At 64.8% G+C, this 19,392-nt stretch carries 17 protein-coding genes and 1 tRNA gene; 3 read left to right on the forward strand and 15 right to left on the reverse strand.

Annotated elements, in window-relative coordinates; all coding sequences use genetic code 11:
* Positions 1 to 6: 6 nt before the first annotated feature.
* From K933_RS09495 to K933_RS09540, 10 genes are all read right to left on the reverse strand, one after another.
* The gene (locus K933_RS09495; protein ID WP_023394511.1) at positions 7 to 729 is read right to left on the reverse strand and encodes a M48 family metallopeptidase; all 723 of its coding nucleotides are present in this window, start codon (positions 727 to 729) and stop codon (positions 7 to 9) included.
* Positions 719 to 3,760 carry a type I restriction endonuclease subunit R gene (locus K933_RS09500; RefSeq protein ID WP_049947744.1) on the reverse strand — a complete coding sequence of 1,014 codons (3,042 nt, stop codon included), beginning with the start codon at positions 3,758 to 3,760 and terminating at the stop codon, positions 719 to 721. Before K933_RS09500 ends, K933_RS09495 begins: the two co-directional genes overlap by 11 nt.
* Entirely contained in the window at positions 3,753 to 5,138 is a 1,386-nt protein-coding gene (locus K933_RS09505; protein ID WP_023394513.1) for a restriction endonuclease subunit S, read from the reverse strand. Before K933_RS09505 ends, K933_RS09500 begins: the two co-directional genes overlap by 8 nt.
* A complete protein-coding gene (locus K933_RS09510; protein ID WP_023394514.1) occupies positions 5,131 to 6,747 on the reverse strand; it encodes a class I SAM-dependent DNA methyltransferase in 1,617 nt (538 codons plus the stop codon). The genes K933_RS09505 and K933_RS09510 overlap by 8 nt, the downstream gene beginning before the upstream one ends.
* A complete protein-coding gene (locus K933_RS09515) occupies positions 6,744 to 7,433 on the reverse strand; it encodes a hypothetical protein (RefSeq protein ID WP_152529795.1) in 690 nt (229 codons plus the stop codon). Before K933_RS09515 ends, K933_RS09510 begins: the two co-directional genes overlap by 4 nt.
* A gap of 2 nt (positions 7,434 to 7,435) precedes the next feature.
* The gene (locus K933_RS09520; RefSeq protein ID WP_049947745.1) at positions 7,436 to 8,059 is read right to left on the reverse strand and encodes a hypothetical protein; all 624 of its coding nucleotides are present in this window, start codon (positions 8,057 to 8,059) and stop codon (positions 7,436 to 7,438) included.
* Positions 8,060 to 8,482: 423 nt separating this feature from the next.
* Positions 8,483 to 8,555: transfer RNA gene (locus tag K933_RS09525), tRNA-Gln, on the reverse strand.
* A gap of 34 nt (positions 8,556 to 8,589) precedes the next feature.
* The gene (locus K933_RS09530; RefSeq protein ID WP_023394517.1) at positions 8,590 to 8,775 is read right to left on the reverse strand and encodes a hypothetical protein; all 186 of its coding nucleotides are present in this window, start codon (positions 8,773 to 8,775) and stop codon (positions 8,590 to 8,592) included.
* Positions 8,776 to 8,861: 86 nt separating this feature from the next.
* Positions 8,862 to 9,314, reverse strand: a complete 453-nt coding sequence (locus K933_RS09535) for a metal-dependent transcriptional regulator (RefSeq protein WP_023394518.1) — start codon at positions 9,312 to 9,314, stop codon at positions 8,862 to 8,864.
* Between the two features lie 6 nt (positions 9,315 to 9,320).
* Positions 9,321 to 9,809, reverse strand: a complete 489-nt coding sequence (locus K933_RS09540) for a hypothetical protein (protein ID WP_023394519.1) — start codon at positions 9,807 to 9,809, stop codon at positions 9,321 to 9,323.
* Between the two features lie 141 nt (positions 9,810 to 9,950).
* Between K933_RS09540 and K933_RS09545 the strand changes: the two genes are divergently transcribed.
* Positions 9,951 to 11,147: an MFS transporter gene (locus K933_RS09545; RefSeq protein WP_023394521.1), complete on the forward strand. Its 1,197-nt coding sequence runs from the start codon at positions 9,951 to 9,953 to the stop codon at positions 11,145 to 11,147.
* Positions 11,148 to 11,190: 43 nt separating this feature from the next.
* Here K933_RS09545 and K933_RS09550 read toward each other — a convergent pair whose 3' ends face one another.
* The 5 genes from K933_RS09550 to K933_RS09570 form a co-directional block, all read right to left on the reverse strand.
* Positions 11,191 to 11,676, reverse strand: coding sequence for a hypothetical protein (locus K933_RS09550; protein ID WP_023394522.1), 486 nt, complete (start codon positions 11,674 to 11,676; stop codon positions 11,191 to 11,193).
* 134 nt (positions 11,677 to 11,810) lie between these two features.
* Positions 11,811 to 13,070, reverse strand: coding sequence for a Fe-S cluster assembly protein SufD (gene sufD, locus K933_RS09555; RefSeq protein ID WP_023394523.1), 1,260 nt, complete (start codon positions 13,068 to 13,070; stop codon positions 11,811 to 11,813).
* Positions 13,071 to 14,501: a Fe-S cluster assembly protein SufB gene (sufB, locus tag K933_RS09560; RefSeq protein WP_023394524.1), complete on the reverse strand. Its 1,431-nt coding sequence runs from the start codon at positions 14,499 to 14,501 to the stop codon at positions 13,071 to 13,073. It abuts the gene before it with no gap.
* A 35-nt stretch (positions 14,502 to 14,536) separates the two neighbouring features.
* The gene (locus tag K933_RS09565; protein WP_023394525.1) at positions 14,537 to 15,454 is read right to left on the reverse strand and encodes an ABC transporter ATP-binding protein; all 918 of its coding nucleotides are present in this window, start codon (positions 15,452 to 15,454) and stop codon (positions 14,537 to 14,539) included.
* 120 nt (positions 15,455 to 15,574) lie between these two features.
* Positions 15,575 to 18,331, reverse strand: coding sequence for a DNA-directed DNA polymerase (locus tag K933_RS09570; RefSeq protein WP_023394526.1), 2,757 nt, complete (start codon positions 18,329 to 18,331; stop codon positions 15,575 to 15,577).
* Between the two features lie 130 nt (positions 18,332 to 18,461).
* On the opposite strand from K933_RS09570, the gene K933_RS18720 reads away from it, so the two are divergent.
* Both K933_RS18720 and K933_RS09575 read left to right on the forward strand, forming a co-directional pair.
* On the forward strand, positions 18,462 to 18,638 hold the full coding sequence (locus K933_RS18720) for a DUF7331 family protein (protein ID WP_023394527.1): 177 nt from the start codon (positions 18,462 to 18,464) through the stop codon (positions 18,636 to 18,638).
* Between the two features lie 243 nt (positions 18,639 to 18,881).
* Entirely contained in the window at positions 18,882 to 19,331 is a 450-nt protein-coding gene (locus K933_RS09575) for a DUF7322 domain-containing protein (protein WP_023394528.1), read from the forward strand.
* Positions 19,332 to 19,392 lie beyond the last annotated feature (61 nt).

Consider the following 19,392-nt stretch of genomic DNA (forward strand, 5'->3'; position numbering starts at 1 on the left):
AAGTACTTAGAGGTCGTCTTCAGTAAAAATGAGTTGGACGCTATTCTCCGTAAGCCAGTCGACGTGTTCCTCGTACTTCGGATCGTGTTTTTGGACGAGGTTCCAGAACCGACGCGTGTGATTCTTTTCGCGCAAGTGAGCGAGCTCGTGGACTACGACATAATCGATCACGTCGTCAGGTGCCATCACGAGCCGCCAGTTGAAGCTAAGTGTTCTCTGGGGGGAACAACTAGCCCACCGAGTTCGTTGGTTACGAAGCTCAAGTTTCCCCGGCTCAACGCTCATCTCATCAGCATAGTGGTCGATTCTGGACTTGAAAACCAACCGGGCCTTTCGTCGGTAGAGCGACTCTAGTGTGTCCTGAATCCCCTCTTCTTCTACGGCATCAGCCGCGAGAGCGAACGTTTCAGGCTCAACGTGTGACTTATCAACATCTTTCACTTCGATCTGCCGGTCATCACCACGGTAAAGAAAGGTCTCACCGGGTTCGAACCTCCGCGATGGTGCCTGTTCACGGTGATCTTGGTATTGGCGCCACTGCTTGAGGATCCAGCGTGCGTTGTCTTCTACGAGTTCTTGCGGATCGATGTCGCTCTCGGCAGGCAGCACCACCGCCACGCCGTGGATGTCGACATCGATCCGTGGCTGGGTCGCGTCCTCGCTGCGTCGAACCTCGTAATCGATCGTCTCGTCGAAGACCCGGAGCGAACCGGCGTTCTCATTCGGCATTTTCGACGAGGTACTCGATGGTCTGCTCGAGGAACCGGTCGTCCTTGGCGAGCGCGACTTTCCCGTGCTCTTTGGCCAGCCGACGGATAACGAGGCGGCGGATCTCCTTGCGCGTCTGGGAGTTGGTCTCCCAGCCCTCGAACCGTTCAATCTCGGCGTCGAACTGCTCCAAGATGTCGGTCGCGATGCGCTCGGCCTCATCCTCATCGGCCACCTCGTCGCTGTAGTTTTCCGTCAGCTCGGAGTAGATGGCGTGTGCCGCCTCGCTCAGGCCGTGTTCGTCGAGGTCTTCCTCGAACTCGATGACATCGCGTTCCACGCGTTCGAGCTTCTCGACGGCCTCCGGATCTGTGAGGTCGCCGCGCTGCCAGCGGTCGACGATGTCCTCCAGCTTCTCGCTGAGCGACTTGTACTTCGGGTTCCGGTCGACCCGGGGCTGAAGGTGTTCCCGCGTGGCGTGTTCGATAGCATTCGCCTTCGCGGCGGGCTCGGTCATCTGGTCGACTTGCTGGAGATGTTCCTCTCCGAGCTTGTAGACCGGGTAGCTGCTCTTGATGTCGCCGATCTCGACGTTGTCGGCGATGATCTCCTTCGTCTTCTCACGAAGATTCTCCTCGGGATTCTCTTCGCGGTTGTTGTTCCGCCGGAAGGCAATATACACGTTGGTTAGCCACTTGTAGTCGTCCTGAATCCCGCGATCGACCAGCTCCCGGTCAGGTGACAGGGTCTCGTAGAGATCCTGCAGCTCACGGTATCCCTGCTTGAAGTCGCGCTTCGGCTGGGGCTTGCTGAGCCTTGCGAGGCACTTGTTGAGCGTCTCCTGCCGATTGTCGCGGGGAATGCCGTCGAACAGGCCAAGAAGGTCGTCGATGACCTCCTCGATGTCCTCAAGCAGTTGCTCGCGTGATCGATCAATCTCGTCGCGGACGTCCGATCCGTAGTCAAGGGCGTTGTCGAGGTTCGCAAACACGCCCTGATAGTCGACGATCTCACCGTTGTGCTTGCCGTCGGCCGGCCGATTCGTCCGAGCGATGGCCTGCAGGAGGTTGTGGTTCTTCAGGTTCCGGTCGAGGTACATCGTCTTCAGCACCGGCGCGTCGAATCCGGTGAGGAGCATGTCCACGACGACGAGCAGCTTCGGATCCTTGTCGGGATCCTTGAAGTCCTCAACGATCGCGTCGCGCTCCTCCGATGTCGTGTGGAACTGGCGGACGGTCTCGGAGTCGTCGCCGGTGCTGGTGTACAGCACTGCGACCTCCTCGGGGTCGTAGTACTTCCGTAGCTCCTCGCCGTAGATGGCGGCGGCCTTCCGGCTGGGAGTGACGACCATGCCCTTCCAGTTGTTGGGTCGCACCGACTCCTCGAAGTGGTCTATGATGCCTTTCTGCTCGCCAGCCCAGACGACTTCCTCAACGCGGGGTCGGAGTTCCGAGATCTCCGTGGTGGTGAGATACTTCTCGATCACCTCCTGCTTCTCGTCAATGGAGAGGTCGGCGAACTCTCGGTCGAAGTCGACGTCGATCGCGTCGGCGTCGATTTCCCACTCCATGTCGTGTCGGAGGGAGAAGTGAACCGGCAGGATCAGACCGTCGTCGATCCCATCACCAATGGAGTAGTAGTGCAGGTACAGTTCGTCGGGCTTCCCCTCCGGGCGGTAGTTGTCGAAGGTGTCCCGCTCGGACTCCCGTACGGGCGTGCCGGTGAACCCGAAGTGGAACGCGTTCGGGAGCGCGGCGGCCAGCTTGTTGCCGAGATCCTTCTCCATGAACCGGTGGGCCTCGTCGGACATGACGACCGTGGGCTGTTCCCGTTGGAGGTTGGACTCCACGTCCTCAAACTTCTGAATGGTCGTGACGATGAGTTCGCTCTGGTCGGTCTGAAGCCGACGCTCGAGATGGTCGATGTTCTTGGCCCGGGTGAACTGCTCGAAGTTCCCGAGGTTGTTGAGCGTCTGGGCCATCTGATCCTCGAGATCCTTCGTGTCGACCACGAGGACGACTTTCGGGTGGTCGAGGACGCCACGCTCTAGCAGCATCCGGGCGGCGTACAGCATGGTGAACGACTTCCCGCTGCCCTGCGTGTGCCAGATCAACCCTCGGCGCATGGCCTCGTCGGTACGTCCCTCGCGGACTCGATCGACGATGCGGTTGGCCGCGTAGTACTGCATGTATCGCGGGATGATCTTCGTCGTCCCGCCGGTGCGATGCTCGTAGAACACGAAGTTGCGGAGGACATCCAGCAGGGTCTCGTGGTTGCACATCGCCAGCACCGGCTCCTTGAGCGGGTTGGCGTCCTCCTCGTCGACGCGGTACTCCGGTGGAGTCTCGTTCTCATCGGCCTCCCACGGCATGTAGAATGACGAGGTCGCGCCGACGGCGCCGTAGCGGTACGCCATCGAGTCGGCAGCGACGTTCCAGAGGTTCGGAACGAACAACCGGGAGACGTCCTCCTCGTAGTCCCGGAGGTCGCTGATGGCGTCGTAGTAGTCATTCTCCTGCGCGAGCGATTTCAGCTCCATCGTCACCAGCGGGATGCCGTTGACGAACAGGTTCACGTCGGGCCGAATGGAGTTCCCCCCGCGCTTCACGCGGAACTCGTCAGCGGCGACAAAGCGGTTGTTTTCGATGTCGCGGAGATCGACGAGGCGAACGAAGATGCGCTGCGTCTCCTTTCCCTCCTCGCTCGTGACGGCGAACCGCTTCCCGCGGACGAGCAGCCGGTGGAACTTCTCGTTGGCCTCCACGAGGTTGGCGCTGTCGTGGGCGAGGTCGCGCCGGAGCGAGGTCAGGAAGTCATCGACGTTGTCCTCGGTTATCTGGTCGTTGTTGCCGACCTCCGAGTCCACGAGCCACTCACGGAGCATCTCGTAGTAGATGACCTCTGTCGGGTCACGGCCGTACCTCTCGTCGAGAGTACTCGCACCCTCGCCCTCGTCCTCTCTGAGGCCGTAGGTATCGTAGTTCAGTCCCTCTAACCATCTGAGGACATCCTCTTTGACTCCTGATTCGTCTGGAGCGGCGGATTTATCCATATTTACTCACCCGTGGGTTGATCTCGATGTCGGCTTGGTTCGTCCGAACATCTCCGGAAATAAGGTCGCTCAGTAGACCTTGTTTGATCCTCGCTAGCTGGGACTTGTACCGCTCGTTCGACTCAATCTGCCTGTCGAACTCTCGGATCACTTCGGCGATCTCCTGCTGCTCTTCAACGGGAGGTCGAGGCATTAGGACACGCTGGACGTTTTGGGCGTTGATGTTCGCTTGGCTGACTCCCTTGGTTGCGAAGGCCATCAACCGATCCTGTCCCTTCTTCGAGTTCAGATAGTAATTCAGATAATAGGGGTTAGCATGGCTGTTAGTACGCAGCCGCACCAGATACGAGGCGAACACATAGTCTCCATCGAGATTGAAAAGCCCCGTCTTACCTACTAACTCGTAACTGTTCGTTCTGTTGAAGAGGACGTCCCCCTCTTCGACTTTGTACTTCTCGAACTCGTCGTCCTCCAAGTCGATGTACTTCATCGGGGAGTCCACCATGTACCCGTTCTCGATGTTGTTCATCCGGAAAACAGGGTATTCACCCTCTGTCGACAGGCTTTTTGAGAGGCCATATTGGGCCATCTCAACGACGTCTCCGATTGAGCAGACCTCCCACTCCGAAGGTATGCGACCGACCGCAGTATCTTCAAAGTCGTCGTGCGACCGAGTACCCTCCCGAAGGAGTTCCTGCGTCACTCCTTTCTTGACCCGGTGCGTCTGCTGAATTATCTCGTCTGTTTTTTCGATGGCCTGATCAATGTCCATCAAAATGCTGGCGGTCTTCCGCTGCTCCTTCATCGGTGGAAGCGAGACCTCCAACTCCTTCCGGAACACGTCGAACGGCACCCGCTGACGCCCCGTCGATCCGCGCATCCGCGAGATGGCGTAGTTCCGCACTGGATGGGATTTGGCCACGTAGTAAAGGTACAGCGGGTGGATGTGCTCGTGGTCAGGCGACAGGACGGCGTATTCTGTCGAGCCGATGCCCACGTCGCTCCCCATCTCGTCAACGAAGGCCGTCTTGCCGTTCTCCGTACAGGGCGTGATGCGGGCGAACAAGGTGTCGCCCTCTCGGAAGAGCTTCCCGCTGTAGTCCGCCGCCTTGCGCTTCGTAGCGTACTTCGGAAACGGCAGTTCGGTATCGAGGGCGTCCATCTCGATGTACGTGATTTCCTCCTCTTCGGGCGTGTATGAGGGGTTCACGTCGTATATTTCGGAACCATCGACCAATTCCCACTCCGTGGGCACTACGCCCCAGAAGCGGCTCTGCGGCGCCTCGGTCGCCACGGCGCCACCGTCGGCAGCCGGCTCGGTGGCGTCCATAGTAGGCGAGTCGTCGGGCTGGTCGGCGGGGATGTCGTCGTTACTCATAGTTGAGAGCCTCCATGTGCTGGTCGAGTCGCGCCTCGATGTCGGCACGCTCCTGCTGGAGTTCGCGCAGCTCGGCGAGTTCCTCGGCGACGTCGATGTCCTCTTCAGGTTCGGTCGTGTCGACGTACAGAGCGATGTTGAGGTTGTAGTCGTACTTGCGTATCTCCTCGCGGGAGACTGTCCGGCTGACCTTCTCCTCGGTTGCCCAGTCGTGGTAGTTGTCGACGATGTGGTCGACACCCGCCTCCGTCAGCTCGTTCTGGCTGCTGTTGGAGACGTCCCGATAGAACGGCTCGTCGACCGCGTGGTTGTCCGCGGCGTGGAGGAACAGGACTTCTTCCTCGCGCTCCTCCGGCTTGTCCTCGTTCAGTACGAGGATGGACGTCGGGATGGCGTTGTTCTGGAAGAGATCGGCGGGCAATCCGATGATCGCCTCCACGAGGTCGCGCTCTACCATTGGTTCCCGGTACCGCCCCTCGTGCTTGCGGAACAGCACGCCGTTCGGCACGACGATGGCGGCCCGGCCAGTCTCGTTGAGCTGTTCGGCGATGTGCATGATGAACGCGTAGTCGCCGCGGTCGGCCCGAGGGAGCTTCTCAGTCCAGTCGAACCGGCCGTACGGATCGTCCTGCAGCCCGTCCTTGTCCCAGTTGGCCGAGAACGGGAAATTAGCGAGGACGTAGTCGAACTTGGTGAGTGTGGTGTCGTCCTCCGTGAACAGCGGTTCACTGAGCGAGTCCTGTCGCTTGACCTCCCCCTTCAGCCCGTTAAGGAACAGGTTCATCTTCGCGATGGAGGCGATGTCGGGGTTGACCTCCTGTCCCGTCATCGTGAGTTGAGAGGGGTCGCCGCCCTGCTCCTCCCGGAAGTGGTGGGCCGCTTCGATGAGGAAACCAGCCGAACCACAGGTCGGGTCGTGGAAGGTGTTGCCCGCCTCGTAAGGTGCAAGCAGCCGCACCATCATCTGGACGATCTGCGGCGGCGTGAAGAACTCGCCCCCGTCGCGGCCCTCCTCGGACGCGAAGTGACGTACGAGATCCATGTAGGCTTCCCCGAGCATGTCATCGGGAAGGCGCTCCTGACTCAGGTTGTGGGTGCTAAGGTGTTCGACGAGGCGGATGAGCTTGCCGTCGGACTCTGCGAGTGCATCCGCGGCCATGAAGTCCGAGCGGAACACTCCGTCGAGCTGGTCGGGGTTCGCGTTCTCAATCTCGGTGAACGCCTCGTCGATGAACGACGCGACGTTCTCCTTCTGACTCCGGAGATCCTGCTCGGCGTCCTTCCCCTTCCACTCGTACCCGTCGGGGAGTGCATCGTCGTCAGCCTCCCACAGGTACCCTTCCGGAATCTGGAAGTCGTGAAACGCCTCGTCGCGAGCGAGTTCGGCGTCTTCGAACTCCTCGAGGTTCGCCGCGTACTCGTCGACGAAGGTGTCGCTGATGCTCTTGTAGAACACCAGCGGGAGGATGTAGTCCTTGTAGTCGGTCTTGTCGACCGTGTTGCGGATGATGTCCGCACACTTGAACAGGTGTTTCTCGAGCTGGTCGGTCGTGAGGTTGGTCGTCGGCTGGCTGTCGGCGAGCGTCTGCTGATTAGGGTCGTCAGTCATGCGTTGTTGGTGAAGTAGGTCGTCATCGTTGCCGCCGGCGTGTCGCCGGGGAGGTACTCTGCGATGTCCACGTGCGCGTCCGCGAGAGCGTCGAGGCCCGCATGGACGCGGTCAAGGGCGACCGCGAGCTGGAGCAGGGGGCGCACTGTCTCCCACGCCGGGTCGTCCCGGCCCTTGAAGTCCGGGTGCGTCACGAGGTGGGTGGCTGCGCTCCGCACCAGCTGGTCGGCGTGGAGCATCACCTCGCGAACTGTCTGGATGCGGCTGTCGTCGAGCGCGTCGACGAGCGCCGCGACGAGGACGTCGAGGAGGAGGTCGTTGCCCTCGAACGTGTCCCGGAGGCCGCGCTTGGCGGCCGTGCGCGTCTCGTTGTACGCGGCCACCTCGTCGGCGAACCGGTCGGACTCGGACTCGCGGGCGAGGAACCGGTCGACGTGTTCGCGGTACAGCGCCAGCAGTTCCGCCTCGACGATCTCGTACCGGCGCCCGTCCGTCTCGCGTACGAGGTCGGTCTCGACCAGCTTCCGGCAGTTGTTGGAGATGGCGCCCTTCGAAACCGGGAGCAGCTCGTCGAGGTCGCTCTGTCTTGGGGCCGTTCCATCGCGGAACTGCAGCTTTGCGATGGCCGCCACGATGTCCGTCTGTGTACGGCCCTCTCGGGCGTCAAGCAGGGAAGTTGCTGCCATCCTTACTCCTCGAAGGTCTCGGTCAGTGCGGCGTGCGCAGCGTTTCCTTCGTGGTTAAGGTCGGTGATGGTCACGTCCACGGTGTCACCCTCTTCGAACTCCGTAGGGTCGTCTACATCGACGAACGTCTGTACCTTCTCGACCTCTCCGCGGAGCGTCGAGTTCGGTCGGCCCTGAATCTCTTCGACGACGAGTTTGCGTTCAGCACCCGGTTCGAACGGGAACGAACGCTGTTGCGCTTCGATGTGTGCCGCCTGCTTCTCCAGTAGGTCGGGGTTCAGACATCCCTCGACGGCGTCAAGACGTGCCGCGAGGTCGTCTTGCCGGCTCCGGAGATCGTCGATCTCCTCTTCGACGGTTTCTTCGAGGTCAGTCACGTTCGTGGCTAACTGACCGAGAGCCCTTCCGAGGTCGTTGATTTCGGATTGCAGGTCACTCGTGTCACCCTCCAGTTCCTCGACGCTGCCATCGAGAGCATCTACGTGGGCAGATAGGGCGCGGAGATCTGCATCAATCTCCGGGACGGCCGAGCACAGCACGGCAATTGTTTCCAACTCGGTGGAGAGCTCATCGAGCCCTCCAACGCCAACCCCAGTCTGACTCCCTTGACTTTGAGCGGACATCACAATTCATACTCGTATTGCTACCCACTTAGTACTTATGGATAGGAGAGAAGATAGAGTTATCTAAGAGTTTAGCACCCCTTACTATTTTGTCAACGGAGGTTATAGGGCTGTATATGGCTGATCGAACATTCCATCGGAACGCGCTGCCGGGCTACGGCCAGTTATCGAGTGGCGAGAGAGATCACGACATGGATGGTCGTAGTGGTGCTCTCCCCAATCTCAACGCGATAGATAATGCCACTGTACTCAACTCCGTCTCGCCCGTGGTCTGGATCCGGCCCCGTGCATCCGCGATCGTCAACACGATCTCGTCGACATCCGCGCCGAGTTGCATCTGCGGAGTACTGCGCACGGACAACTGGAATAAGCCACAGAATGGTGCTAGGGAATCCTGTTGAATTGGGATTCGTAACAAAATGTGGATAGTCCCGGGCGGATTCGAACCGCCGTCGAAGGCTCCAAAGGCCCTCATGATTGGCCACTACACCACGGGACTTCAGGCCGCCACACGGGCGTACCGCCCCGGAACCCTAAGCCGTTCCGGAACCGCTCCACGCCCGCCGCCGGATGTCGAACCCGTCACACTCGGGGCACTGCTGTCTGTTCATCTCGAACGACGCGCCACAGCGGTGACACTCGAACGTCAACGCCGGCTCCTCCCGTTCGAGACCGACGAGTCGTCTGAATCGATCGGTGATACCGATGCCCCCGCTCATCTACGTGGAGCGTATCCGAGCGGGTAACTTAACTCCCCCGCCTCGGTTTCGCAGGGTGATTTCGCCGGGTTCGACGGCGCTCGCGGTCAGTCCGCGGGGTTCTCCTGTTCTTGCTCTTGGTTGCCTTCGACGTCGAGGTAGCGGCAGGCGTCGGTCTCGGCGTCGAAGCAGTCGGGGCACTCCGACGAGCGGTCGATGATCGTGTCGAGCCGTTCGGCGACGGTGTCGTCGATCACCGCCTCCAGCGACCGCGCCTCCGCACGGAACTCCTCGACTTCGAGCACGTTCGCGAGGAAGCGCTCGATGATACAGTAGTTCGACAGCGCCTCCCGCGCGCGGACGATCCCCTCCTCGGTGAGCGAGACGCCCTTGTACTTCTCGTGTTCCGCGAGGTCGCGGTCCTGTAGCTTCCCGATCATCTCGTTGGCGCTCGCGGGGCTCACGTCGAGTGCGTCCGCGACCGCGCCGGTCGAGGCGGGCCCGTCCTCCGTCTCCTGGACGAGGTAGATCGCCTTGAGGTACTGGTCTGCGGTGTTCATACTAGGTCAGGCTCGCCGCTCCATCACGTCGGTCACTTCCTCGACGCCCTCCGCCTCCTCCTCGCGGATCCCGCGGAGCGTGTCGAGCAGGCGGTCGCGGTCGACCGAGTAGGTCGCGTCGCTCCCCTCGACGGCCGCGATCAGGTCGTCGTAGAACTTGTACGCCGTCTCCTCGTTGCACAGTTGGTCGTAGAGGACGCCGTCGAAGTCCTCGGGTTTGGTGTTGCCGTACTGCGCCTCCACGAGCGCCTCTATCTCGTCGAACGGGACCGACTCCGCGTCGAGTTCGGCGATCAGCGCTTCCAACTGCTCGCGGTGGTCGGCCGACTCCTCGGCCGCGTCCGCCAACAGCGCCTCCAACTCCGCGTCGAGTTCGGCGTCCATCGCCCGGTAGTGGTGGTGCGAGCGCGCTTCGACCACCTCTTCGAGCACGACCCCGATCTGGAGGAGACGGGCGAGCTGGTGGTCCGAGCCGACCCGCTGGCCGACGCTCACGGCCGGACCACCCCGGAGTCGGCACCGTCGACCGGCGATACGCTACACATCGTCATCGACTCGGTGGACTGCGGCCTTAAACGGTTCCCCTCGGCGGCCGACCGGTAACCCTCAAGCCGCCCCGACGCCTACCCACGTCGGATGACGCACAGCCGCGACCGGGTCGCGCTGGCGGCGGTCGTCCTCGCCGTCATGCTCGCACAGACGCTCGTCTACCCCGGCGTCGACCTGCTCGCAGACGCGCTCGGCGGCGGCGGGTTCGTGGCCTCCTCGACGCTGTTTCTCGCCGTGGAGTTCGCCGCGTTCGCGCTGTTCGCTGGCGTCTGGGGCGGCGCGAGCGACTCGCTCGGCCGGCGACGCCCGCTGATCGCCCTCGCCGCGCTCGGGGGCGCGATCGGCTACCTCGCGCTCGCGGCGCTGGGCGGCTCGCTCCCCTTCGCGGCCGCGCTCGCGCTCCGCGGCTTCCAGGGCGCCGCGACCGTCGGCGCGTTCTCGCTGGCGGTCAGCGCGCTCGCCGACCTCGGCGGCGAGAACGGCCGGAACATGGGTGCGGCCGGCATCGCCATCGGTCTCGGCACCGCGACGGGCGCGCCGCTGGGCGGACAGCTGTACGAGCTGTCCGTCTTCGCCCCGCTGTACGCCGCCGCCGGCCTGCTCGCAATCGCGGGCGTGCTCACGCTCGCCACGCCCGACCGCGTCCCCGCCGGCGGCTCCGAGCGCGGGCTGGGTGCGATCGTCGCCGGTCTCCGCGACCGCCGCGCGCTCGCCGTCCCGTACGCGTTCGGCTTCGCCGACCGGATGACCGCCGGCTTCTTCGCGCTCGTCGGCACGCTCTACTTCCGGGAGGTGTTCGGACTCGGGCCGGGGGCGACCGGGCTGATGCTCGCCGCCTTCTTCGCGCCGTTCGCGCTGTTGCAGTACCCGTTCGGCGTGCTCTCCGACCGGGTCGGCCGGGTCGCCCCCGTCGCCGCCGGCTCGCTGACGTTCGGCGTCGTGGTGGTCGGCGTCGGTCTCGCCCCGTCGGTCCCGCTCGCGGCGGCGGCGATGGTGCTCGTCGGCGTCCTCGGCGCGCTGATGTCGCCCGCGACGATGGCGCTCGTCGTCGACATCGCGGCCGACGACGAGCGTGGCGTCGCCGTCGCCGGCTTCAACGCCGCCGGTAGTCTGGGCTTCCTCGCCGGTTCGGTCGTCGGCGGCGCCGTCCAGACCCGCTTCGGCTACCTCGCGGCGTTCGGCGTCGCCGGCGGGGTCGAGGTGCTCCTCGCGGTGGCGACGCTGCCCGCCCTCTTACGGCTGGGTCGCGCCGCCGGCCGGGCGAGCGTGTTCGGCGGCGACTGAGCGGGTTGCGGTCGCGGCCCGTCGCCCGCCGGTCGCCCGCCGCTCACCGGCGCGCGAGCAGGTAGCCCGCGGCGGCCCCGGCGACCACCGTCCCGCCGCAGGTCACGACGAGTCCGAACGCCCCGAGCAGGAGCGGCGTCCCGACCAGCAGGAACAGGTGTTCGGCCGCCCGCGCGAGCGGCGACGACCCCGGCCCCGGGTCGAACAGGGAGCCCTCGAACGCGATCACCCCGAGTTCGAGGAGGTAGAACGGGACCGGCAGCGCCAGTAGGCCCACCAGCGCGCCCGCGGCCGCCCCCCTGCGCGGGGAGTCGGCCGCGCCGAGTCGTCCCCAGAGCGCCCACGAGACGAGCGCGCCACCGAGGAACCCCCCGACGACGAGGAACGCCTCGGGTCCGACCGGGAGACGGTCGTCGACCGGCCCGTCGGACGCCGCGAGCAGGTACGCGAGCGCGAACAGCCCGCCGACGACGCCGAACGTCGCCGAGGGGTGTCGTCGAACGGCCGCGGGGAGCGAGTGGAGATCCACGCCGGATATCGGTCGCTACGACGTATGAGCGCACCGCTCGCCGGAGTCGGCTCGACGGCGAGCGACGGCGAGAACGTGGGAGGGGAAGCCGGAAGACGGGAAGAACGTCGAGAGAGAGGTGACCGGGCGGCCGTTCAGTGGAGCCGTCGGGTGATCAGGTCGCTGATGTCCTCGCGGAGTTCGTCGACTTCGACCTCCTCGAGGACGGGGACGAAGAACCCCTCGACGAGCATGTTGCGCGCGGTGCGCTCGGGGATGGTTCGGGAGGTCATGTAGAAGAGGTCCTCCCGGTCGACCTGCCCCACGGTCGCCGAGTGGGACGCCTCGGTGTCGTGGTTGTTGATGATCAGCTTCGGGGAGGCGTCGGCCTCCGACTCGTCGCTCAACATCAGGGTGTTCTCGCGCTGGTAGCTGGAGGTGTCCCACGCCTCGCGGCCGACGTCCTGGACGCCCTCGTAGACGGAGCGGGCGTGGTCGTCGAGGACCCCCCGCGTGACGAGGTCGGCGGTGGTGTGTTCGGCGTTGTGCCACACCCGCGCGTTCACGTCGAAGTGCTGGTCGTTGTGGCCGAAGAACGCGCCGACGATCTTCGTCTCCGAGGAGTCGCCGTTCAGTTCCGTCTCGATGTCCGAGCGGGTGAGCCGCGAGCCGAGGTTCCCCTCGACCCAGTTGATCGTCGAGTAGGTGTCGGCGTCGCCGCGCTTCAGCGTGTACGTGTACGACTCCTCGTCGAGGTTCTGCAGGGAGCCGTACTGGACGTACGAGTTCTCGCCGGCGTCGACCTCAACGAGGTTGCTGAAGTAGCGCTCGGTCCCCAGGTCCTGGTCGGCGCTCTCGCCCGCCTCGCGGGGGGTCTCGGAGAGACCGGCGCCCGTGTCGATCCGTTCGAGGATCGTCACCGAGGCGTTCTCCTCGGTCACGACCAGCGTGTGGCTGAACAGCGACCGGGAGTTGATCTCCGCGCGGACCTTCACGTCCTCGGCGTCGACGCCCTCCGGGACGTAGACGAACGTCCCCGTGGTGAACAGCGCCGTCGACAGCGCCGTCAGGTAGTTCGTCTCGGGGTCGGTGACCGAGCCGAACCGCTCCTCCAGCAGGTCGCCGTACTCGGCGAGCGCCTCCGTGAACGGGAGCACCTCGACCCCCTCGGCGTCGGGGACGACGCGTTCGGTCTCGTCCTCCTGGGTCAGCGGGTCGACCAGCGTCTCGAAGTCGAGGTCCTCGAGGTTGGTCCACCGCCGGCCCGGCGTCTCGATCACGTCGGGCATCTCCAGGTCTTCGAGCGCGCGGAACGCCGACAGCCGGCGTTCGAGGAGCCACTCCGGCTCCTCGCGCTCCTCGGAGATGGTGTGGATCGTGTCCTCCGAGAGGCTGAGTGGTACCTGCGTGCTCATCTACCCGAGCGAGCCCTCCATCTCCAGTTCGACGAGGCGGTTCAGTTCGACCGCGTACTCGATCGGGAGCTCCTCCGTGATCGGCTCGATGAACCCGGAGACGATCATCTGCTTGGCGTCGTCGTCGTCGAGCCCCCGCGACTGGAGGTAGAACACGTCCTCGTCGCCGATCTTCCCGACGGTCGCCTCGTGGGCGACGTCCACCGTCGACTCGTTGATCTCCATGTACGGCATCGTGTCGGAGGTGGACTCGTTGTCGAACATCAGCGCGTCACACTCCACCGAGGTGGAGGAGTTGGTCGCGCCGTCGGCGATGTGGACCAGGCCGCGGTAGTTGGTCCGCCCGCCGTCCTTGCTGATCGACTTCGACTCGATCGTCGACTTCGTGTTCGGGGCGTTGTGGTACACCTTCGCGCCGGTGTCGATGTCCTGCCCCTCGCCGGCGAACGCGATCGTGATGTGGTTGTCGGAGGCGCCGCGGCCCTTCAGGATGGTCGAGGGGTACAGCATCGTCGCCTTCGACCCCATCGACCCCGAGATCCACTCCATGCGGCCGCCCTTCTCGACGAGCGCGCGCTTGGTGTTGAGGTTGTACGTGTTCTTCGACCAGTTCTGGACCGTCGAGTACTGGACGTGCGCGTCGTCGCCGACGAACACCTCGACGCCGCCCGAGTGGAGGTTGAACGCGGAGTACTTCGGGGCGGAACAGCCCTCGATGTAGTGGACCTCGCTCCCCTCCTCGGCGATGATGAGCGTGTGCTCGAACTGGCCCATCCCCTCGGAGTTCATCCGGAAGTACGCCTGGACCGGCATCTCCACGGTCACGTCCTCGGGGACGTACACGAACGACCCGCCCGACCAGATCGCGCCGTGGAGCGCGGCGAACTTGTTGTCGCTCGGGGGGACACAGGTCGTCATGAAGTGCTCTTTGACGAGCTCCTCGTGCTCCTGGACGGCCTCGTCCATGTTACAGAAGACGACGCCCTTCTCCTCCCACCGCTCCTGCATGTTCTGGTAGACGACCTCCGACTCGTACTGCGCGCCGACGCCGGAGAGCGCGTTCTTCTCGGCCTCCGGGATGCCGAGTTTGTCGAAGGTGTCCTTGATGTCGTCGGGGAGTTCGGTCCAGTCGTCGACGCCGCCGCGGGTCTCGACGTCCGGCCGGATGTACGGGACGATCTCGTCGATGTCGACCTCGCTGAGGTCGGGCTGCCCCGGCCAGTCGGTCGGCATCGGCATCGCGTGGTACTGTTCGAGCGCGCGGAGGCGGCGCTCGAGCATCCACTCCGGTTCGTCCTTGTCCTCGGAGATGGCGCGAACCGTCTCCTCGGTCAGTCCCTTCTCCGAGCGGAACGCCGACTTCTCGTCCTTCTTGAAGTCGAAGCGGTCCTCGGTGTCGGTCTCTTTGAGGTGGTCTTGATCGGAACTCATTGGTTGATCTCGTGTAGCTTGCCGCTCTGTCCTTATCAGGCTGTCCCGTACGCTTCCTCGCGCACCCAGTCGTACCCCTCGTCCTCCAACTGCTCTGCGAGTTCGGCACCGCCGCTCTTGGCGATCTCGCCGTCGAGCATGACGTGGACGCGGTCGGGTTCGACGTACTCGAGGATGCGCTGGTAGTGGGTGATCTGGAGGATGCCCGTCCCCTGCTCGTCGCGGAGGCGGTTGATCCCCTTCGAGACGTCCTGGAGGCGGTCGATGTCCAGCCCGGAGTCGATCTCGTCGAGCACCGCGATCGACGGCTCGAGGATCGCGGCCTGGAGCACCTCGTTCTGCTTCTTCTCGCCGCCCGAGAAGCCCGCGTTGAGATATCGCGAGGCGAACTCCTCGTCCATGTCGAGCAGTTCCATCTTCTCCTTCAGTAGCTGCTGGAACTCGGCGACGCCGACGTCGCCCTCGTCGATGTTACCCTCCATCGGCGACGTGTCGTAGCCGGCGTCCTCCTCCTCTCCTTCCGTCTCGTCGTCCTCGTCGTCTTCGAACAGTTCCTCGCGCTCTTCGAGTTTGGCGTTGAGCGCCTGCCGGAGGAAGTTGGTCATCGTGACGCCCTCGATCTCGGCGGGGTACTGGAACGCGAGGAAGATGCCGAGCGCCGCGCGCTCGTTCGGTTCCAAGTCGAGCAGGTCCCAGCTGTAGTCGTCGTCGTCGAGGTCCGCGTCGATGTCCGCCAGATCCTCGTCGTCGAGGTGGAGCAGGACCTCCCCGCTCGTCACCTCGTACGCCGGGTGGCCCGCGATCACCTTCGCGGTCGTCGACTTCCCCGACCCGTTCGGACCCATCAGTGCGTGGATCTCACCGCTGTTGACTTCCAAGTCCACGCCCCGCAGGATCTCCTCGCCCGTCTCTGCGACCCGCGCTTCGAGGCCGCTGAGTTCCAGTGTTGCCATTGTCGTGAATCTCCTCGTGGTCGAACGGAGGGCAGTTTCGCGGTTAATGGTTTCGCATCCGGCCCCCGTGCGGTCGGGTCTCACGAAATATTCTTCCGGGATCGAAAACTCGGTCGCGGATTACATGAAGCTGCCGAGGCCGGTCTGCTCTTGGCCGGTCTTGACCTCGTCCCACGAGATGTCGAGCGCCTCGATGACGCGGGCGATCGGTCCCTTCAGCGTCTTGTCGAGCATCTTGTCCCAGTCCACCTCGAACTCCTCGGGCACCTCGTCGGCGTACTCGAAGCAGATCACGTCGGGGTCGCGCTTGAACTCGCCGTACAACGGGTCCGTCTGGGGGTCGAACCCCTCGTCGGTCTCCATCCGGTCGAAGAAGTCCGGGTGGACCTTCGAGAGGTAGAGCCGCTTCGGCTTCGACCCCCGCTGGAAGTTCGTCCCCAACAGGAGGTTGGCGTACTTCGCGCCGCGGACCTGCGCGGTGTCGGTGTCGTAGCTATCCAGTCGCTTGCCGATGCCGCCGGGGATCCCGATCTCGTCGAGGCCGACGTCGCCGCCGGTGAACCGTTCGATCTCGTCGTGGACGTACTCCTTGACACGGTCGGTGTCCTCCCCGGTGACGATCATCTCGATCACCTCGCGTTGGACCCGTTTGGTGACCGCCGCGATGTCCGAGCGCTTGTACTCGAAGCCGGTGATGTCGATGTCGTCGACGTCTTTCCCCTCCTTCCAGATGATGTGACCGGCGTAGCGCTTCTTCTTGCCTGCTTGGAAGAACCGTCGGTACAGCTTCTCGAACTCGATCTGGAAGCGGTGCTCGTGGGCGTCGAGTTCCTCGCACGCGAAGTCGTCGTACCGGCCGTTGATGTGCTCCTCGATGGCGAACGACTGCTCGATGGCGTCCGCCTTCGAGATATCGGGTCCGAGCGCGAGCATGACGCTGTCGGTATCCCCGTACGTCACTTCGTGGTCGATCTCGGCGGCGGCCTCCTCGGTGAACTCGATCACGCGCCGCCCCATCGCGGTGATCGCGGCGGCGTTCTCCTTGTCGTACAGCCGGAAGCGGTCCCAGCCGGAGACGCCGTACAGCGAGTTCATGATCACCTTCACCGACGCCTGCTGGCGGTCGTACTGCTCGTAGGCGTCCGAGTCGGGGGCGTGTTCGTCGCGCGCGCCCTTCAGCCGCTCGCGCTCGGTCAGCAGTTCGTCCACCATCTCGCGCATCATCCCGTCGGGCTCCTTCCGGAAGCGGGTGCCGTTGGGCGCGCGGTACGTCTCCCCGTCGTACGCCTCGGGGTCGTCGACGATCGTCTCGGGGGAGGCGTTGATCGTCACCATACACATCGGGTACAGCGACTTGAGGTCGAGCACCGAGACGTTCTCCTCGACGCCCGTGATCGGTTCGAAGACGGCGCCGCCCTCGAACTCCTCGCCCTCCTGTTGGCCCTTCGTCGGCAGGACGAACTGCCCGTACGCGTTGTGGAGGACGTACATGTCGACCGCGTCGCCGGGCGTGGGTGCGTCCTCCAGTTGACAGCCGACGAACCGGCGCGCGTCGTCCCAGAACGCCACCACCGCCTGCTTGCGGTCGATCTCGACGCAGATCTCCACGTCGCGGAGGTTGTACTCCAGCAGTCGTTCGGGGTCCGTCTCCCAGAGGTCGCCGATGTCGCCCGCGTACCGCTCCTTGCCCGCGTCGAGTTCGAGTTCCCCCACCGCGTCCAGCCGGTACGACTCCAGTTCGGTGAACTGCGTCCGCTGGTAGGCGTACAGCAGGTCGAAGACGACGCGGCCCTTCACGTCCGGGCCGCCCCACCCCGAGCGCCACGTCTCGTCGACCCGCGACAGACGGTCGGGCGAGAGGTCGTACTCGCTGGTCGGGTCGAGTTCCTCCATCCGGTCGAGGAGGTACGGCGCGTCGAAGTCCTCGAAGTTCCACCCCGTGAGCACGTCCGGGTCCGTCTCGCCGAGGTAGCCGACGAAGTCGTCGAGCATCGCGTCCTCCGCCTCGAACGTCCGGACGGCGACGTCGGGTCCCTCGCGGAACGGCTCGTAGCCGTCGAGGACGGCGGGCGCGGCGGCGTCGCCGTCGGGCGCGTCGTACAGCCAGGCGACGTACTCGTCGCGGTAGGAGTCGTGAGCGGTGAGACAGACCACCGGCTCCTCGCCGTCCTCGGGGAACCCGTTGCGGTCGTCCACCTCGATGTCGAACGTGTTGACCCGGAGCGACGCGCTCACGTCCGCGGGTTCGAGGTGGGTGGGCAGCACCTGCAGGTCGCCGTCGCCCTCGCCGTCGAGGCGTCGCTCCTCCACGCGGACGCCCGCAGTGATGCCGTGGTCGATCAGGAACCGGTTGGGGAACAGGATGTCCGCCTCGTACGTCCGCTCGAAGTCGTCGCGGATCTGACCGACGTCCCGCGGCGTGCGCGCGACCACCTTCGTCACCGGCGTCCCCCGGATGCTCCCGAACGGCTCCGCGTCCTCGTCGCCGCGCGGCCGCTCGCGGGTGTCGAGCACCACGTCGTACTCCTCGACCAGGTCCCGGCCCTCCACGTCCGCGGTGGGGACGTAGAAGTACGGCTCCGTCCCGACGACGCGGACGTGCTCCACCTCGTCGTCGCGCGTGCGCCCGAACACGTGGACGACGGGGTACTCGGAGGCGCCGCTCCCCTCGACGGTGTAGTCGACGGCGGTCACCATCAGCTCCACCGTCCCCGTGGCGTCGGGCACCTGCATCTCCTCGGCGTCGACGACGCCCGCGACGTGTCTGTCGTCGCCGGCGACGTACGACGCCTCCGCCTCGGGTCGATCGGCGGTCGCGCCGTCGTCGTCGGCCGCGTCCCCCTCCCAGCCGTCGAGGGAGGCCTGCGACTCAGTCATTGGCCACGGCTTCGCCGTTCACGGCTAAAAACCCCGCCCTTCCGCCCGCTGGCCGCCCCACGGCGGCGGGGCGGCGACCATCGCCCCGACGGAAAGGCATATATCGTGCCATACGGTACCACGTGTTACCATGACCCACCCATCCGATCTCTCCTGGGACGGGACGGACACCGCCGAGCGCTCCGACGAGGCCGTCGAGACGGTCGAATCGTACGAAGACGAGGGCCGGGTCGTTCTCTACGACGCGGAGAACCCCCTCGCGTGGGTCGAAGCCGACGGCGCGGTGCCCGTCACCGACATCTCCTGACGACTCGCTTCTCCGCCGTTCGTCGTTCCCGGGCCGGCGCGTCGCCGCCCACGGTCGCGACCGGTTCTCGTCCGACGGCTCCCGTTCGGGAGGCGAGAGGCGGACCGGGTCACCCCGCCTGACGCCGGCGAGCGGCGGGCGCGCAGATTCGTCGGCAAGTCGGCACGTCGACGGACCGGTGGTGCTCCCGGGTGAGCGCCCCATCGAGGAACCCTTTTCACCCCGATCGTCGTACCCGCAGGTGTGCTCGACGAGGACCGGGAGGGTAGCGGATCGGCCGCCGATCCGGTGGAGGCGTCGGTGGACGCCGAGACCCCCGAGAACACGGTCGACGTCCCCGAGGTCGACGTGCCGGAGGTCGACGGTCCGTCCGTCCCGGACCCGGCCGACGGCTTGGCCGACCCCTCGTCGGTCGACTCGACGGTCAGCGGTCCGTTCGTGACCGCGGTCGTCTACGCCAACGTCGCGCTGTTCGGCGTCTCGCTCGGGGCGATGCTCCTCGGCTTCCGCGGGCAGTGGCGGTGGGGCGGCGCCGCGGTTCTCGTCGGCCTCTTCGCGGCCGTCCGGACGTACCAGACCTACCGGTCGTTCGAGGCGGGACGGGCGGACCGCGACGCCGGGGAGTCGGAGGCGCCCGACTCCGCGGAGGAGGCGGCCGACGCGGACGACGCCCGGGCGGCCGAGGTGGACTGACCGGGTCGCGGTTCGTCGGCTCGTCGTTCGACGGTACCACCGACGGTACCGACACGTCTTT

Source organism: Candidatus Halobonum tyrrellensis G22 (genome assembly GCF_000495475.1).
Lineage (GTDB): Archaea > Halobacteriota > Halobacteria > Halobacteriales > Haloferacaceae > Halobonum > Halobonum tyrrellense.

What these genes read in the sequence shown, in the direction of transcription:
- K933_RS09495 (WP_023394511.1), bottom strand. Translation starts at nt 729, where the DNA reads ATGCCGAATGAGAACGCCGGTTCGCTCCGGGTCTTCGACGAGACGATC.
- K933_RS09535 (WP_023394518.1), bottom strand. Translation starts at nt 9,314, where the DNA reads ATGAACACCGCAGACCAGTACCTCAAGGCGATCTACCTCGTCCAGGAG.
- K933_RS09545 (WP_023394521.1), top strand. Translation starts at nt 9,951, where the DNA reads ATGACGCACAGCCGCGACCGGGTCGCGCTGGCGGCGGTCGTCCTCGCC.
- sufD (WP_023394523.1), bottom strand. Translation starts at nt 13,070, where the DNA reads ATGAGCACGCAGGTACCACTCAGCCTCTCGGAGGACACGATCCACACC.
- K933_RS09500 (WP_049947744.1), bottom strand. Translation starts at nt 3,760, where the DNA reads ATGGATAAATCCGCCGCTCCAGACGAATCAGGAGTCAAAGAGGATGTC.
- K933_RS09505 (WP_023394513.1), bottom strand. Translation starts at nt 5,138, where the DNA reads ATGAGTAACGACGACATCCCCGCCGACCAGCCCGACGACTCGCCTACT.
- K933_RS09515 (WP_152529795.1), bottom strand. Translation starts at nt 7,433, where the DNA reads ATGGCAGCAACTTCCCTGCTTGACGCCCGAGAGGGCCGTACACAGACG.
- K933_RS09565 (WP_023394525.1), bottom strand. Translation starts at nt 15,454, where the DNA reads ATGGCAACACTGGAACTCAGCGGCCTCGAAGCGCGGGTCGCAGAGACG.
- K933_RS09530 (WP_023394517.1), bottom strand. Translation starts at nt 8,775, where the DNA reads ATGAGCGGGGGCATCGGTATCACCGATCGATTCAGACGACTCGTCGGT.
- sufB (WP_023394524.1), bottom strand. Translation starts at nt 14,501, where the DNA reads ATGAGTTCCGATCAAGACCACCTCAAAGAGACCGACACCGAGGACCGC.
- K933_RS09570 (WP_023394526.1), bottom strand. Translation starts at nt 18,331, where the DNA reads ATGACTGAGTCGCAGGCCTCCCTCGACGGCTGGGAGGGGGACGCGGCC.
- K933_RS09510 (WP_023394514.1), bottom strand. Translation starts at nt 6,747, where the DNA reads ATGACTGACGACCCTAATCAGCAGACGCTCGCCGACAGCCAGCCGACG.
- K933_RS18720 (WP_023394527.1), top strand. Translation starts at nt 18,462, where the DNA reads ATGACCCACCCATCCGATCTCTCCTGGGACGGGACGGACACCGCCGAG.